Annotated in this window: 18 protein-coding genes; 15 read left to right on the top strand and 3 right to left on the bottom strand. The window is 57.4% G+C overall.

Annotation, left to right across the window (positions count from 1 at the left end; translation table 11 throughout):
- Positions 1-43: 43 nt before the first annotated feature.
- The gene (locus KB892_RS10755; protein WP_004200109.1) at positions 44-406 is read left to right on the top strand and encodes a hypothetical protein; all 363 of its coding nucleotides are present in this window, start codon (positions 44-46) and stop codon (positions 404-406) included.
- A 9-nt stretch (positions 407-415) separates the two neighbouring features.
- Here the strand turns inward: KB892_RS10755 and KB892_RS10750 are convergent, their stop codons facing one another.
- Positions 416-601, bottom strand: coding sequence for a hypothetical protein (locus KB892_RS10750; protein ID WP_002907644.1), 186 nt, complete (start codon positions 599-601; stop codon positions 416-418).
- A 243-nt stretch (positions 602-844) separates the two neighbouring features.
- Complete coding sequence (locus tag KB892_RS10745; protein WP_004143807.1) at positions 845-1,228, bottom strand: winged helix-turn-helix transcriptional regulator; 384 nt, start codon at positions 1,226-1,228, stop codon at positions 845-847.
- 274 nt (positions 1,229-1,502) lie between these two features.
- On the opposite strand from KB892_RS10745, the gene KB892_RS10740 reads away from it, so the two are divergent.
- Together KB892_RS10740 and add are read left to right on the top strand one after the other, a co-directional pair.
- Positions 1,503-2,657 carry an MFS transporter gene (locus tag KB892_RS10740; RefSeq protein ID WP_014343130.1) on the top strand — a complete coding sequence of 385 codons (1,155 nt, stop codon included), beginning with the start codon at positions 1,503-1,505 and terminating at the stop codon, positions 2,655-2,657.
- A 157-nt stretch (positions 2,658-2,814) separates the two neighbouring features.
- Positions 2,815-3,816 carry an adenosine deaminase gene (gene add, locus KB892_RS10735; RefSeq protein ID WP_004151209.1) on the top strand — a complete coding sequence of 334 codons (1,002 nt, stop codon included), beginning with the start codon at positions 2,815-2,817 and terminating at the stop codon, positions 3,814-3,816.
- A 35-nt stretch (positions 3,817-3,851) separates the two neighbouring features.
- Here the strand turns inward: add and KB892_RS10730 are convergent, their stop codons facing one another.
- Positions 3,852-4,892, bottom strand: a complete 1,041-nt coding sequence (locus KB892_RS10730; protein WP_004200112.1) for an oxidoreductase — start codon at positions 4,890-4,892, stop codon at positions 3,852-3,854.
- A gap of 190 nt (positions 4,893-5,082) precedes the next feature.
- On the opposite strand from KB892_RS10730, the gene blr reads away from it, so the two are divergent.
- From blr to dtpA, 12 genes are all read left to right on the top strand, one after another.
- The gene (blr, locus tag KB892_RS10725; RefSeq protein ID WP_004898594.1) at positions 5,083-5,220 is read left to right on the top strand and encodes a division septum protein Blr; all 138 of its coding nucleotides are present in this window, start codon (positions 5,083-5,085) and stop codon (positions 5,218-5,220) included.
- Between the two features lie 115 nt (positions 5,221-5,335).
- A complete protein-coding gene (locus KB892_RS10720) occupies positions 5,336-6,706 on the top strand; it encodes a GH1 family beta-glucosidase (protein ID WP_004180160.1) in 1,371 nt (456 codons plus the stop codon).
- A 216-nt stretch (positions 6,707-6,922) separates the two neighbouring features.
- Complete coding sequence (gene ydgT, locus KB892_RS10715; RefSeq protein WP_002907652.1) at positions 6,923-7,138, top strand: transcription modulator YdgT; 216 nt, start codon at positions 6,923-6,925, stop codon at positions 7,136-7,138.
- Between the two features lie 75 nt (positions 7,139-7,213).
- The gene (locus KB892_RS10710) at positions 7,214-7,654 is read left to right on the top strand and encodes a DUF2569 domain-containing protein (protein WP_002907654.1); all 441 of its coding nucleotides are present in this window, start codon (positions 7,214-7,216) and stop codon (positions 7,652-7,654) included.
- A gap of 78 nt (positions 7,655-7,732) precedes the next feature.
- Entirely contained in the window at positions 7,733-8,314 is a 582-nt protein-coding gene (gene rsxA / locus KB892_RS10705; RefSeq protein ID WP_002907658.1) for an electron transport complex subunit RsxA, read from the top strand.
- Positions 8,314-8,892, top strand: coding sequence for an electron transport complex subunit RsxB (gene rsxB / locus KB892_RS10700; RefSeq protein WP_004143816.1), 579 nt, complete (start codon positions 8,314-8,316; stop codon positions 8,890-8,892). The genes rsxA and rsxB overlap by 1 nt, the downstream gene beginning before the upstream one ends.
- Positions 8,885-11,146 (top strand): electron transport complex subunit RsxC, encoded by a 2,262-nt coding sequence (gene rsxC / locus KB892_RS10695; protein ID WP_004200114.1) that lies wholly within the window; start codon positions 8,885-8,887, stop codon positions 11,144-11,146. The genes rsxB and rsxC overlap by 8 nt, the downstream gene beginning before the upstream one ends.
- Positions 11,147-12,199 carry an electron transport complex subunit RsxD gene (gene rsxD, locus KB892_RS10690; RefSeq protein WP_002907730.1) on the top strand — a complete coding sequence of 351 codons (1,053 nt, stop codon included), beginning with the start codon at positions 11,147-11,149 and terminating at the stop codon, positions 12,197-12,199.
- A gap of 10 nt (positions 12,200-12,209) precedes the next feature.
- Positions 12,210-12,830: an electron transport complex subunit RsxG gene (rsxG, locus tag KB892_RS10685; RefSeq protein WP_002907731.1), complete on the top strand. Its 621-nt coding sequence runs from the start codon at positions 12,210-12,212 to the stop codon at positions 12,828-12,830.
- A gap of 2 nt (positions 12,831-12,832) precedes the next feature.
- Positions 12,833-13,531: an electron transport complex subunit E gene (locus tag KB892_RS10680; protein WP_004200116.1), complete on the top strand. Its 699-nt coding sequence runs from the start codon at positions 12,833-12,835 to the stop codon at positions 13,529-13,531.
- 1 nt (position 13,532) lies between these two features.
- Positions 13,533-14,168, top strand: a complete 636-nt coding sequence (gene nth / locus KB892_RS10675; RefSeq protein ID WP_002907734.1) for an endonuclease III — start codon at positions 13,533-13,535, stop codon at positions 14,166-14,168.
- A gap of 607 nt (positions 14,169-14,775) precedes the next feature.
- A complete protein-coding gene (gene dtpA / locus KB892_RS10670; RefSeq protein WP_004151206.1) occupies positions 14,776-16,281 on the top strand; it encodes a dipeptide/tripeptide permease DtpA in 1,506 nt (501 codons plus the stop codon).
- Positions 16,282-16,319 lie beyond the last annotated feature (38 nt).

The following is a 16,319-nucleotide window of genomic DNA, read 5'->3' as shown; positions in this document are numbered from 1 at the left end:
AGTACAGAATGTCTGGCAGACCACACGGCCCTGGGAGATAAGAATGAAGGAAATCGGCTTACCGTTATTGCTACTGACCGCGCTGGCCAGTCCGGCTTTTGCTGCAGACTGTCAGCCAAACGGCATTGGCGGCTCTTTTTGCATTAACGATGACGGTACGACTACCGACACGGTGCCTAACGAAGTCAACGGCATGGATACGTACTCGAATAATGGCGGCTATACCAGTTCCCTGCCCGATCGGTCAGGGGCGGATGAAGCACTGGAAGGTTCATCGCTGTCGACGCAGCAAGGCGTCGGCAGCGGACAGAGCGACAGTGCGCTGGCGGGTCGCGACTGGCATTCGCCCGCCAATCTGAATGATGGCGCCGCCGCCTCCAGTATGAGCCTGCTGGATAAACCCTGAGGCCAGCGGCTAAGCGAGACTCCAGCCTGCGGCGCCGATGGCGAGGGCGAAAAGCAGGCAGGCCAGCGCCGTCTTGCGTAACAGCATGGTATAGAATGAAATTGCGACGCCAATGAATACCACCAGCAGAATCGGCCACATGCTTAATAACAACAGCAGAAAACCCTCAATATTGTTATGGATTACGCTCTCCACATCCGCATCCTTGCCTCATCGTCGATAAAGTAAGCAGAATTTAATATGTAACATGAATACATTCAAATAAAATATAATTGTAAATGGTTATGCACCGCCTCCTGCGGTTGGCGGTGGGTCACTTTCACGCGTCCGGAGCTTTGGCATCAGAAGCAGTTCGCAAAAAAACACGTCAGGATTGTTCCATGACCCTTTAGCGGTACGCTCGTATTCTCGCTGGTATCCTGCAAATTCTTCACGCCATTATTCGGCGCGGGTATCGGACACAATGCGCCGGCGATGACAGTCGCCTGGTTGCAGTTTATCCCCCTGAGCGGAACGCACATCCAGATACTGAAGGGGCTGGCCGTGCGCGTTATCCAGCAGGACCGAATAGGTTTCCCCTTGCTCAAACATATAACGCTCTCCCCATTGCCGCAGCGCCACAACAATGGGAAACACGGAGCGCCCCTTTTCAGTCAGGACATATTCCTTGTATGCGCTGCCATCCGATGCCGGTAAAATCTCGAAAATACCGATATCAACCAGATGCTTCAGCCGCGAGGCAAGGATATTTTTGGCCAGCCCCAAATTTTTTTGAAACTCGCTGAATCTCCGCACATCGTCAAATGCTTCGCGGATAATCATCAGGCACCAGCGTTCACCAATTGATTCCAACGTTCTCGCCACCGGACATTCACTGGTTCTAAGTGATTCCTGCTTTGCCATCTGCGCGCTCCTTATCAATTTATCTACTGATCTAGCTTAATCCTCACCTTTACCAGTTGCAAAAAAAAACCAGCAAGGCTAATTCTATAGGTACACTAGTTTTAAAAAGCAACCAGACAGAGGGTCTCTTATGAAATGTAAGGCAAGTAGATGTACCGGCCAAAGGATCCAAACTGCGTCAGTCCCTGACACGATGCTGACCACAGGGATAACGGCGTTGTTTTCACTAACCTGCGCGCTGGCAGTAGCCAATGTTTATTCAGCACAGCCTTTACTCGACTCGATGGCGGTCAGCCTGAAGGTGTCGCCAGGCATGATTGGCAGCGTCATCACCGCTACGCAGGCGGGCTATGCCATTGGCCTGCTGTTCCTGGTTCCGCTCGGGGACTGGTTGAACCGTAAATACGTGGTGATGAGTCAACTGTTGCTTTCAGTAGCGGCGTTAGTCGCGGCAGGGTTATCCCCCAATATAGTAACTCTGCTTGGCGCCATGCTGATCGTCGGCCTGATGGCCGTTGTGGTGCAGGTGCTGGTGGCCTGGGTGGCAATACTGGCGACGCCGCAGAAACGAGGCCAGGCGGTGGGTACCCTGACCAGCGGCATTGTTTCAGGCATCCTGTTATCTCGGTTTATCTCAGGCGCGATAGCCGATATCGCCGGCTGGCGAGCCGTGTATCTCACGGCTGCCTGTCTGATGTTGATGATTGCCGGGATCGTCTGGAAAATCATGCCTTCGCCCCCGCAGCAGCCGCAGCCGCAAAAGCCGACTTACCTTTCCTTATTGAAGTCCGTGTTTCAGCTGTACCTCACCGAGCCGCAACTGAGAAAGCGCGGGATCCTGGCGCTATTTATCTTCGCCGCTTTCAGCATGCTATGGACGACCATGGTCATGCCGCTCACCGCCCTTTCCCTCTCGCACACCCAGACGGGGATGTTTGGCTTAGCCGGCTTCGCTGGCATGCTGGCCGCCGCCAGAGCGGGCAAGTGGGCTGACCAGGGATGGGCTCAGCGCACTACCGGCCTGGCGCTGGCGCTGCTGACCATCTCATGGCTTCCTATCGGCTATGCCGAAACCTCTCTGCTTTGGCTGATAGCTGGCGTCATTGCGCTGGACTTTGCGGTACAGGCCGTTCATGTCTCCAGCCAGAGCCTGATCATTGCCGCCAGGCCTGCAGCGGCAAGCCGCCTGGTTGGGGCTTACATGTGTTTTTATTCGCTGGGCAGCGCGGCAGGGGCTATCGTTGCCACACAGCTTTATTCCCACTGGGGATGGCAGGCGGTCTGCCTTGCGGGCGCCGCGGTCAGCGCGTGTGCATTTCTGATCTGGTCAGGATCGCGTCAATCATGATATTCGTTCTGCGTTTTAAAGGGGCCCGTCAAAAAGACCGTAACGCTGACCTGATTGCTGCCAGCTATTTGTATCGCATACATTTTTTCAATGCTTTTAAACAGTTATGTTCATGTTGTATAATGACGTGCACTTTAACTAAAAAAAGAGTGCGACCATGATTGATTCCTCATTGCCATTAACCGACATTCATCGTCATCTTGACGGTAACATCCGGGCCCAAACCATCCTCGATCTTGGCCGCGAATTTAATATCGCTCTTCCCGCAACCACCCTCGACACGCTGCGTCCGCACGTCCAGGTCACCAGCCTTGAGCCCGATCTGGTTAGTTTCCTCGCCAAGCTCGACTGGGGGGTAAAGGTCCTGGCCTCGCTGGAAGCCTGTCGCCGCGTGGCGTATGAGAACGTCGAAGACGCGGCGCGAAATGGCCTGCACTACGTTGAGCTGCGCTTCTCTCCCCGCTATATGGCGATGACCCACCGGCTGCCGGTCGACGGCGTGGTAGAGGCGGTAATTGCCGGGGTTCAAGAGGGATGCCGCGATTTCCAGGTCGACGCCCGGCTGATCGGTATTCTGAGCCGCACCTTCGGCGAAGCCGCCTGTCAGGAAGAGCTGGCGGCGCTGCTCGCCCACCGCGAGGGCATCACTGCCCTCGACCTCGCCGGCGATGAGCTCGGCTTCCCGGGTACGCTGTTCCGCAACCATTTTAACCAGGCCCGCGACGCCGGGTGGCATATCACCGTCCACGCGGGCGAAGCGGCCGGCCCGGAAAGTATCTGGCAGGCCATTCGTGAGCTGGGCGCGGAGCGCATCGGCCATGGGGTTAAAGCGGTAGAGGATCCAGCCCTGATGGACTACCTGGCCGAGCACCGCATCGGGATTGAATCCTGCCTGACCTCGAACGTGCAAACCAGCACCGTGGCCTCCCTGGCCCAGCATCCGCTGAAGCAGTTCCTTGAGCACGGCGTGCTGGCGAGCCTCAACACTGACGATCCGGCGGTCCAGGGTGTGGACATCATTCACGAGTATACCGTGGCGGCGCCGGCGGCAGGGCTGAGCCGGGAGCAGATCCGTCAGGCGCAGATCAACGGCCTGACCCTGGCGTTCCTCGGCGAACAGGAAAAAGCCGCCCTCATTCAGCGGGTTGCCAAAGGCTGATAACCGGCCCGGCAGCCGTGCTGCCGGGCTCCTCCTCAGACCAGGCTGAGCGTGGCGCGATGTCTGGCCGACTCGATACCCAACTCAATCAGGGTCATTATCTGAATCGCCTCGCTGGCCGAGACCGGGTTTTCCCCTACGCCGTTAAGCGCGTCGCGGATAGCGGCATAGTAAGCGGGATAATTACCCGGTAGCGTCAGCCATTTCTCCTGACTACGTTCATCCCCTTCCGCACGGGTCAGGGTACCGTCGCGCATATCATATCCCCAGTCCTCCTGCGGCAGCCGTTCACCGTTTTTTAGCCGCTCCTCCTGCGGGTCAAGGCCGTACTTAATATAGCTGGCCCGCGAGCCGTGGACGATAAAGCGCGCGCTCTCCGCGGCGGCGAGTAACGTACCATGCAGTACTACCCGCCGCTGCGGATAGGCCAGCACGGCGTGAAAATAGTCGGTGGATTGCGCGCCGGGCCGAAGCTGCGCGAGGTCCACCGTGATGCTTACCGGCAGGCCAAACAGCACCACGACCTGGTCGAGCAGATGCGGCGCGAGGTCATACCATATGCCGCTGCCAGGACCTGCCTGCTCACGCCAGCGCTGGCGCACCTGTGGTCGGAAGCGATCGAAATGCGACTCGAAGTAACACACCTCCCCCAGCTGACCTTCGTTGATCAACGCGCTGACCGTTAAGAAATCGCTGTCCCAGCGCCGGTTATGAAACACCGAAAGTATCCGACCGCAGTGCTTCGCCAGGCTTTCCAGCTCGCGAGCTTGTGACAGTGTCACGGTAAAGGATTTATCCACCACAACATGCTTTCCCGCCTCCAGCGCCGCTTTCGCCAGCGGAAAGTGGGTGTCGTTCGGGGTGGCGATGACCACCAGATCGATATCCGGGTCGTCCAGCAGATCCCCCGGCGCACTCATTACCTTCACGCCAGGCCAATCGGCATGGACCTTATCGGCGTCGCTGCTGGCGACCGCCTTCAGCGCCATACCCGGCGTGCCGCCGATCAACGGCGCATGAAACGTTTTGCTGGCGTAACCGAACCCCACCAGCCCCACCCGGATCGCATCGCTCATCTTACCGCCTCGCTTATGCAACTGATATCAACACCAGGTTAATGAGAATAATTTTACAAACCGTGAGCAAAACTTATCATTCCTTACTTTGCGACTTACATGCAAGTGTGAGAAATCAGACAGATACCCCTTGTGATCTGCTGACCATCGAGTAACATTTCACGCTGTGTTCAAAGGATATTGAAGTGTTATGACAACTGTTTTTACCCGTATTGTAGAACTTATTGGCTGGGTTGTTTTTGGTATTTCGGCACTGCTTTTGGTTATCGCACACCATATAGATAACTATCAGTCCCCACCGCCAGCGGATGTGGTGCACACGAAGTAGCTCCGCGTTAAAACAGTGACCCGCCTCGCAACTGTGCAACCGGTTTCAGAAACCGGTTGCACGTATGCTCGCGCTTTTATTACACTCCCTTTATCATCAGACAGGGAGCTTTTTCATGGCCGCTTTTCCGCACAATTTCTTATGGGGTGCCGCTACCGCAGCGTATCAGGTTGAGGGAGGACACGACGCCGACGGTAAAGGACCGTCAATCTGGGATATCTACTCTCATCTGCCGGGTACCACCTTTGAAGGCACCACCGGCGATATTGCCGTCGACCACTATCACCGTTTTCGCGAAGACGTGGCGTTAATGGCCGAAATGGGCCTGCAAAGCTATCGATTCTCCATCTCCTGGCCCCGCCTGCTGCCCGCCGGGCGCGGTAAGGTGAATGAAGCGGGAGTCCAGTTTTACAGCGATCTGATCGACGAACTGCTGGCGCACAATATTGAGCCGATGATCACCCTCTATCACTGGGATCTGCCGCAGGCCCTGCAGGATGAGGGCGGCTGGGAAGCGCGCACTACCGCCGAGGCCTTCGCCGAGTACGCCCGCCTGTGCTATGCGCGCTTTGGTTCACGGGTGAAGCTGTGGGCTACCTTCAACGAAACCATTGTCTTCATTGGGCACGGCTACATTAACGGCCTCCATCCCCCGGCGGTCCGCGATCCGGCGCGTGCTATTCAGGCCTGCCACCACGTATTTATCGCCCATGCGCTGGCGGTGAAGGCCTTTCGCGAGATGGCTGTGGCCGGCGAGATTGGCTTCGTCAACGTACTGCAACCGCATACCCCGCTCACCGACAGCGAGGCGGACATTAAGGCCACCGAACTGGCTGACGCCATCCATACTCACTGGCTGTACGATCCGGTGCTGAAAGGCACCTATCCTGCCGACCTGCTGGCGCAGACCCAGGCGCTGTGGGGGGTACCTCGCTTTGCTCCAGGCGACGACGCGCTGCTCCGTGACAACCGCTGCGACTTTATCGGTCTGAATTACTATCGCCGGGAAACGGTATCTGCCCAGCCGCCTGAGATCGCTACCGGCGGTGAGCCTGGCGTGGAGGGATTATTCTATTTCGTGCGTAATCCCCAGAGTACATATACCGAATGGGGCTGGGAAATCTGGCCGCAGGGGCTAACTGACGGCATTATGATGATTAAGGCGCGCTATGGCGATATTCCGATATATATCACCGAGAATGGCCTCGGCGCGAAGGACCCGATTATTGACGGGGAAGTGGTCGACGACCCGCGGATTGATTATCTCAGCAGCCATATTGGCGCCCTCGAAAAAGCGCTGGCGCTGGGGGCAGATGTGCGCGGCTATTACCCCTGGTCATTTATCGATCTGCTGAGCTGGCTCAACGGCTATCAAAAGCAATATGGTTTTGTCTATGTCGATCACCAGCAAAATCTGGCGCGGAAACGAAAGAAGAGTTTTTATTGGTACAAATCTGTTATTGCCAGTCACGGCGAACAGCGTTAATCTTCTCTTGCGGGCGCCATTCGGCGCCCGGTCTGATTTTAGAATATTCTTAAACTTCTCCCTGCTCTTCAAGGCTGGCTTTGCCCCTTGTCATGGGTTTATATAACCTGATTCATTCCACGCGGCCCCAGCAGAAGGCGCCGTTGGTTGAGAGTAGGTTTAGTGAATGCTGATAATATTCAACGCAATAATTCCGATTATAAAATGGATACGAAAATGACCGTGCTGGACTACTTATTAAAATTTCGCAAAATCAGTTCGCTGGAAAGCCTTGAAAAACTATTTGATCACCTTAACTACTCCCTGACTGACACCCAGGAGATCGTGAATATGTATCGCGCCGCCGATCATCGTCGCGCAGAGCTGGTCTCCGGTGGTAAATTGTTCGATGTGGGCCAGGTTCCTAAATCCGTTTGGCGATTCGTGCAGTAAGGCTGTCATCCTTCACGCCAGTTGCTTATACTTCCCGGCCTGATTTTATTCACTGGCGTTGAATAGGGGAGAAACATGACGTCTCAATCTGCAGAGCGCATCGGCGGATGGCTGCTGGCTCCGCTGGCCTGGTTGCTGGTGGCGCTGCTGAGCGCCTCGTTATCGCTGCTGTTTTTTGCCAATGCGCTGATGTCGCCGCAGACCTATACACTACTGCGCGCCATGAGCGCGGGCCATATGGCGCTGTGGGTCGCCTCGCTGCTGTTTGCCCTCGCCATGTGGTATTACACGCTCTGGCTGACTATCGCCTTTTTCAAGCGGCGCTCGGTGGTGCCGAAACACTACATTATCTGGCTGCTCATCACCCTGCTGCTGGCGATAAAGGCTTTTGCCTTCTCGCCGGTCTCGGATGTGCTTGCCCTGCGTCAGCTGCTGTTTCCGCTGCTGGCCGCTGCGCTGCTGGCGCCCTATTTTCGCCGTTCGCAGCGGGTAAAACGGACTTTTGTTAATCCGTAATACCCCCACACTTAACCTGTTGTCGCTGGTATCGTTTTATTCGATAATAAGCGGCTTTTTTTCGTCTCAGGTCGCATGATGGCTGATTATTTACTGCTCTTTATTGGTACAGTCCTGGTCAATAACTTCGTTCTGGTGAAGTTTCTTGGTCTGTGCCCGTTTATGGGGGTTTCCAAAAAGCTGGAAACCGCAATGGGGATGGGGCTCGCTACCACCTTCGTGATGACCCTGGCCTCTATTTGCGCCTGGCTGATTGATACCTGGATCCTTATCCCGCTAAATTTGGTTTATTTGCGTACCCTGGCCTTTATTCTGGTTATCGCCGTGGTGGTTCAGTTTACTGAGATGGTGGTGCGTAAAACCAGCCCGGCGCTCTATCGCCTGCTGGGGATCTTTCTACCGCTGATCACCACCAACTGTGCCGTACTCGGGGTAGCGCTGCTGAATATTAATCTGGGCCACAATTTCCTGCAGTCGGCGCTGTACGGCTTTGCCGCCGCCGTCGGCTTCTCGCTGGTAATGGTGCTGTTCGCGGCGATCCGTGAACGCCTGGTGGTGGCCGATGTCCCCGCGCCGTTTCGCGGTAATGCCATCGCGCTGATTACCGCCGGTTTAATGTCTCTGGCCTTCATGGGCTTTAGTGGTTTGGTGAAGTTGTAATGAGCGCAGTCTGGATAGCCGTGATCGCCATCAGCCTGTTAGGGCTGATTTTCGGCTTAATACTGGGATACGCCTCGCGTCGTTTCGCGGTGCAGGACGACCCGGTGGTGGAAAAAATTGATGAGCTATTGCCGCAGAGCCAGTGTGGGCAGTGCGGGTACCCTGGGTGTCGCCCCTATGCGGAAGCAGTCGGCGTACAGGGTGAGAAAATAAACCGCTGCGCGCCGGGTGGCGAAGCGGTGATGTTAAAAATCGCCGCCTTGCTGAACGTCGACCCGCAGCCTGTCGACGGCGATGCACAGGAAGCGGAGCCGGCCCGCATGCTCGCGGTAATTGACGAGCCGAACTGCATTGGCTGTACCAAGTGTATCCAAGCCTGTCCGGTGGATGCCATCGTTGGGGCGACCCGCGCCATGCATACCGTGATGAGCGACCTGTGCACCGGCTGCAATTTGTGCGTCGCCCCCTGCCCGACCCAGTGCATTTCACTCGTTCCGGTGGCCACCACCCCGGAGACCTGGAAATGGGATCTGCATACGATCCCGGTGCGAAATATTCCTGTGGAACAACATGTTTAAGCTATTTTCCGCTTTCCGAAAAGACAAGGTCTGGGATTTCAACGGCGGTATTCACCCGCCTGAGATGAAAACCCAGTCTAACGGCACCCCGCTGCGTCAGGTTTCCCTGCCGCAGCGCTTTGTTATCCCGTTGAAGCAGCACATTGGCGCCGAGGGCGAACTGTGCGTTAAAGTGGGCGACCGGGTGCTGCGCGGCCAGCCGCTGACCCGCGGCTGGGGAAGAATGCTGCCCGTTCACGCCCCGACCTCCGGCACCATTGCCGCCATCGCTCCGCACACTACCGCGCACCCGTCGGCGCTGGCGGAGATGAGCGTGATCATTGACGCCGACGGCGAAGACCGCTGGATCGAGCGCGATGGCTGGAGCGACTATCAGACCCGCACGCGTGAAGCGCTGATCGAGCGTATCCACCAGTTTGGCGTTGCTGGCCTCGGCGGCGCAGGATTCCCCACCGGCAGTAAACTGCGCGGTGGCGGAGATAAAATTAAAACGCTGATCATTAACGCCGCCGAGTGCGAGCCCTATATCACGGCGGATGACCGCCTGATGCAGGACTGCGCGGCGCAGATTGTCGAGGGTATCCGCATCCTCGCTCATATACTGCAGCCTGAAGAAGTGCTGATCGGCATTGAAGACAATAAGCCGCAGGCCATCTCAATGCTGCGGGCGGTGCTCTGCGACGCCCATGGCATTTCGCTGCGCGTGATCCCCACCAAATATCCCTCCGGTGGCGCCAAGCAGCTCACCCAAATTCTTACCGGCAAACAGGTACCGCACGGCGGTCGTTCATCGGACATTGGCGTGCTGATGCAGAACGTCGGTACGGCTTATGCGGTGAAACGCGCGGTGGTTGACGGTGAGCCGTTAACCGAGCGCGTGGTCACCCTCACCGGCGAAGCGGTAACCAGACCGGGCAATGTCTGGGCGCGTCTTGGCACGCCGGTGCGCCATCTATTGAACGATGCCGGCTTCTGCCCCAGCGCCGAGCCAATGGTGATCATGGGCGGCCCGCTGATGGGCTTTACCCTGCCGTGGCTCGACGTCCCGGTGGTGAAGATAACCAACTGTTTGCTGGCGCCTTCCGCCAGCGAGATGGGCGAACCGCAGGAAGAGAAAGGCTGCATTCGCTGCAGCGCCTGCGCTGACGCCTGCCCGGCCGATCTGCTGCCGCAGCAGCTGTACTGGTTCAGCAAAGGTCAGCAGCACGATAAAGCCACTGCCCATAATCTGGCGGACTGCATCGAGTGCGGCGCCTGCGCGTGGGTATGTCCAAGTAATATTCCGCTGGTGCAGTACTTCCGTCAGGAAAAGGCCGAGATCGCGGCGATTCGTCAGGAAGAGCAGCGCGCTGCGGAAGCCAAAGCCCGATTCGAGGCCCGACAGGCGCGCCTGGAGCGTGAGAAAGCCGCGCGCGCCGAGCGGCATAAAAAAGCCGCCGTTCAGCCTGCCGCCAAAGATCAGGAGGCGATTAGCGCCGCCCTGGCCCGGGTACGGGATAAACAGCGCGATGCCGCGCAGCCGATCGTGATCCAGGCCGGCGCCAAACCTGACAACAGCGAGGCGATTGCCGCCCGCGAAGCGCGTAAGGCTGAGGCCCGGGCGCGCAAAGCGCAGCAGCAGGCCGCGCCGATGGTAGCCCCGGCCGCCGAACCGGTCGATCCACGCAAGGCGGCGGTGGAAGCCGCTATCGCCCGCGCCAAAGCGCGTAAAGCCGAACAGCAGGCCGAGCCGGTGGACGCCCCGGCCGCCGAACCGGTCGACCCGCGCAAGGCGGCGGTGGAAGCCGCTATCGCCCGCGCCAAAGCGCGTAAAGCAGAACAGCAGGCCGCGCCGGTGGACGCCCCGGCCGCCGAACCGGTCGACCCGCGCAAGGCGGCGGTGGAAGCCGCCATCGCCCGCGCCAAAGCGCGTAAAGCCGAACAGCAGGCCGCGCCGGTGGACGCCCCGGCCGCCGAACCGGTCGACCCGCGCAAGGCGGCGGTGGAAGCCGCTATCGCCCGCGCTAAAGCGCGTAAAGCCGAACAGCAGGCCGCGCCGGTGGACGCCCCGGCCGTCAAACCGGTCGACCCGCGCAAGGCGGCGGTGGAAGCCGCTATCGCCCGCGCCAAAGCGCGTAAAGCCGAACAGCAGGCCACACAACAGGATCTCGCGTCAGCCGCAGCCAATGACGACCCGCGCAAAGCGGCCGTCGCCGCGGCTATCGCCCGCGTTCAGGCGCGTAAAGCAACACAGCAGGCAGTTAACGAGGAATAAATGGTTTTCAGAATCGCAAGCTCCCCCTATACCCATAACCAGCGGCAGACCTCGCGTATTATGCTGCTGGTGCTGCTCGCCGCTGTGCCTGGCATTGTGGTCCAGACCTGGTTTTTCGGCTGGGGCACCGTACTGCAGATTGTCCTCGCCGCCCTGACGGCCTGGGCGACCGAAGCCGCTATTCTCAAACTGCGTAAACAGCCTGTTGCTGCCACGCTGAAAGATAATTCCGCCCTGCTCACCGGCCTGCTGCTGGCGGTGAGTATTCCGCCACTGGCCCCGTGGTGGATGGTGGTGCTCGGCACTGCCTTTGCCGTAGTCATTGCCAAGCAGTTGTACGGAGGCCTGGGCCATAACCCCTTCAACCCGGCAATGATCGGCTATGTCGTGCTGCTGATTTCGTTCCCGGTGCAGATGACCTCCTGGCTGCCTTCCTATGAGATAGCCGCCCATATCCCGGCATTCAGCGACGCGCTGCAGATGATCTTCACCGGTCATACCGCCGCCGGAGGCGACATGGCCAGTCTGCGGCTGGGTATCGACGGCGTCAGCCAGGCCACCCCGCTGGATACCTTTAAAACCTCCCTGCATGCCGGACATAGCGTTCAGCAGGTGCTCCAATTGCCGGTCTACGGCGGCGTGCTGGCAGGTCTGGGCTGGCAGTGGGTGAATATCGCCTGGCTGGCAGGCGGCCTTTTCCTGCTGTGGCAGAAGGCGATCCGCTGGCATATCCCGGTCAGCTTCCTTGTTAGCCTCGGCCTGTGCGCCACCCTCGGCTGGATTTTTTCGCCGCAGAGCCTGGCCTCACCGCAGATGCATTTGCTCTCCGGGGCGACCATGCTTGGCGCCTTCTTTATCCTGACCGATCCGGTGACGGCCTCAACAACCAACCGCGGCCGTCTGATCTTTGGCGCCCTCGCTGGCCTGCTGGTCTGGCTCATCCGCAGCTTCGGTGGTTATCCGGACGGCGTGGCGTTTGCCGTTCTGCTGGCGAATATTACCGTGCCGCTGATCGATTACTACACGCGCCCGCGCGTATATGGCCACCGTTGAGAGAGCAATGATGTTAAAAACGATGCGTAAACACGGCGTCACGCTGGCGCTGTTTGCCGCCGGTTCCACCGGGCTGACGGCGGCGATCAATGAGCTGACCAAAAGCACCATCGACCAGCAGGCGGCCCTGCAGCAAAAGGCGTTATTCGACCAGGTTTTACCTGCCGACCGCTATAATAACGATCTGCTTAAGAGCTGCTATCTGGTCAGCGCCCCGGCGCTGGGCAAAGGCCAGCATAAAGTGTGGATCGCCAAAAATAACGATCGACCGATCGGCGCGGTGATGGAAGCCACCGCGCCGGACGGCTACTCCGGAGCAATACAGCTGCTGGTTGCCGCCGATTTTAGCGGCACGGTCCTCGGCACCCGCGTAACTGAGCATCATGAAACGCCGGGCCTGGGTGATAAAATCGAACTTCGCCTGTCGGACTGGATTACCCATTTTGCCGGGAAAGTCATCCACGGCCAGGGCGATAGCCACTGGGCGGTCAAAAAGGATGGCGGCGATTTTGACCAGTTCACCGGCGCCACCATCACCCCCCGGGCGGTGGTCAATGCCGTTAAGCGCGCAGGCTTATATGCACAAACGCTGCCTGCGCAACTTCCTGAATTCACCGCCTGTGGAGAATAACCATGAGCGAAGTTAAAGACGTCATCGTCCAGGGCCTGTGGAAAAATAACTCCGCCCTGGTTCAGCTGTTAGGTATGTGTCCTCTGCTGGCGGTCACCTCGACCGCCACCAACGCCCTCGGGCTGGGTTTGGCCACCACCCTGGTGTTAACCCTGACCAACCTGACCATCTCCAGCCTGCGCCGCTGGACGCCGGCGGAGATCCGGATCCCCATCTACGTAATGATTATCGCCTCGGTGGTGAGCGTCGTGCAGATGCTGATCAACGCCTATGCCTTCGGCCTCTATCAGTCGCTGGGGATTTTCATCCCGCTTATCGTGACCAACTGCATCGTGGTCGGCCGCGCCGAAGCCTTTGCCGCCAAAAAAGGGCCAGCGCTGTCGGCACTGGACGGTTTCTCGATCGGCATGGGCGCTACCTGCGCGATGTTTGTGCTGGGCTCCCTGCGCGAGATCCTTGGCAACGGCACCCTGTTTGACGGCGCCGACAGTCTGCTTGGCAGCTGGGCGAAGGTTCTGCGCATCGAGGTTTTCCACACCGACCCCCCTTTCCTGCTGGCTATGCTGCCGCCAGGCGCCTTTATTGGCCTCGGTATGATGCTGGCGATTAAATACCTTATCGATGAACGTAGCAAACAGCGGAAGGCGCAAGCGGCCCGGGCCGTCTCTGTCGCCCCGTCCGACGTGACAGGGAAAGCATAATATGAACAAAGCCAAACGCCTGGCGATCCTTACCAGGCTGCGGGAAAACGATCCCCACCCCACCACCGAACTGCATTTCAGTTCGCCATTCGAGCTGCTGATTGCCGTCCTGCTTTCTGCACAGGCCACCGACGTAAGCGTCAACAAAGCGACAGCCAAACTCTATCCGGTGGCCAATACGCCCGCAGCGATGCTGGCCTTGGGGGTGGATGGGGTGAAATCGTATATCAAGACTATCGGCCTGTTTAACAGCAAAGCGGAAAACGTCATCAAAACCTGCCGCATCCTGTTGGAGCAGCACAATGGTGAGGTGCCGGAAGACAGAGCAGCGCTGGAGGCGCTACCCGGCGTGGGCCGTAAAACCGCCAACGTGGTACTAAATACCGCCTTTGGCTGGCCGACCATCGCCGTGGACACGCACATCTTCCGCGTCTGCAATCGGACGCAATTCGCCCCGGGCAAGAACGTTGAGCAGGTGGAAGAGAAGCTTCTGAAGGTGGTCCCCGCCGAGTTTAAGGTCGACTGTCATCACTGGCTGATCCTGCATGGGCGTTATACCTGTATTGCCCGCAAGCCGCGCTGCGGCTCCTGCCTGATTGAAGATCTTTGCGAATACAAAGATAAAGTCTACGCCTGACTGTCTCGTCTCTATTGCGGTCATAGCTTAACTCTGGGTTATGGCCCGCATTCATCTATTTCACCGGCCATTAACACCACATAATCATCATGATTATGGATGATTATCCGGTTATATAACAAACAACTAGTTCATTCATTTTTTATCAGCGCAAAATTTCTATGCATTTGTGATCCAGATCATGCTCGCAACTTTATGTTGATTGAATGTTACTGGAATGGAAATAAATGTCAGGCAATACAACGGATGAGTAAAGATTGTCAGGATAATGGCCCATGATTTTTTAAGATAATGGACCATATCACTATGCTTACGCCAGATCAGTAGAATATATCGCCTTTTCCCGGCAAACCGGCGAACCCAAAAGATAAAAATACCAACGATATCGAAACGGTAAAATTTAACGCTGTATAACATTCATATGTCCGGAGCATTATACCACCCTGATTATGTGTAACAGATTATTACAAAAGCCTTGCCTGATGCGCCAGGATAGTGAACATTACTTGCCGTTTTCCCTCCAAGAATAACTATAAAGGCGGCGGTCCAACGAGATTGCGCCCCGAACACCCCCCAGTAAATATGGGATGTAAAAAAAGAGGTATATGTGTCTACTGCAAACAATAAACCAGCAGAAAGCGTGAGTCTGAACGCTTTCAAACAACCACGCGCGTTCTATCTCATTTTCTCGATCGAGTTGTGGGAGCGTTTTGGTTACTACGGCCTGCAAGGGATCATGGCCGTTTACCTGGTAAAACAGCTGGGTATGTCGGAAGCGGATTCCATTACTCTGTTCTCCTCCTTTAGCGCGCTGGTTTATGGCCTCGTCGCCATTGGCGGCTGGCTGGGTGATAAAGTGCTGGGTACCAAGCGTGTCATCATGCTGGGCGCTATCGTGCTGGCGATTGGCTATGCGCTGGTGGCCTGGTCCGGTCATGACGCCGCTATCGTCTATATGGGTATGGCGACCATCGCCGTCGGTAACGGCCTGTTTAAAGCCAACCCGTCCTCCCTGCTTTCTACCTGCTATGACAAAAACGACCCACGTCTGGACGGTGCATTTACCATGTACTACATGTCCATCAACATCGGTTCGTTCTTCTCTATGCTGGCAACCCCGTGGCTGGCCGCACGTTTTGGCTGGAGCGTAGCGTTTGCCCTCAGCGTGGTGGGGATGGTGATCACCATTATTAACTTCGCCTTCTGTCAGAAATGGGTTAAACAGTACGGCTCTAAACCGGACTTTGCCCCGGTACACATGGGTAAACTGCTGGCGACCATCGCTGGCGTGGTGGTGCTGGTCGCTATCGCCACCTGGCTGCTGCACAACCAGGGTATCGCACGTATGGTGCTGGGCGTCGTCGCACTGGGTATCGTCGTGATTTTCGCCAAAGAAACCATAGGCCTGAAAGGCGCTCCGCGTCGTAAAATGATCGTCGCTTTCCTGCTGATGGTAGAAGCGATTGTCTTCTTCGTGTTGTACAGCCAGATGCCGACCTCGCTGAACTTCTTCGCCATCCGTAACGTGGAGCACTCGATCCTCGGTCTCGCCTTTGAACCGGAACAGTATCAGGCGCTGAACCCGTTCTGGATCATGATTGGTAGCCCGATTCTGGCCGCCATCTACAACAAGATGGGCGACCGCCTGCCGATGCCGCACAAATTTGCTATCGGTATGGTACTGTGCTCTGGCGCATTCCTCGTCCTGCCTCTAGGGGCGAAGTTCGCCAGCGACGCCGGTATCGTCTCGGTCAACTGGCTGATTCTGAGCTACGCGCTGCAGTCTATCGGTGAACTGATGATTTCCGGCCTCGGCCTGGCGATGGTCGCTCAGCTGGTTCCTCAGCGTCTGATGGGCTTCATTATGGGCAGCTGGTTCCTCACCACGGCAGGCGCGGCGATCATCGCCGGGAAAATCGCTAACCTGATGGCAGTCCCGGAGAATGTCACCGATCCGCTGGTGTCGCTGGAAGTGTACGGTCACGTATTCCTGCAGATTGGTATCGTCACCGCGGTTATCGCCGCCCTGATGCTGCTGACCGCGCCGAAACTGAATCGTATGACTCAGGACGACAGCGCGGACATTAAAGCACGCGAAACCGCGGCTGCCTGACGCCGCAGGGAAAACTAATTATTTTTAAGCCGCTAACG

The organism is Klebsiella sp. P1927, assembly GCF_018204675.1.
Taxonomy (GTDB): Bacteria; Pseudomonadota; Gammaproteobacteria; order Enterobacterales; family Enterobacteriaceae; genus Klebsiella; species Klebsiella pneumoniae.
The sequence above is the reverse complement of the archived record's forward strand: the minus strand, read 5'-3'. Positions and strand labels throughout refer to the sequence as shown.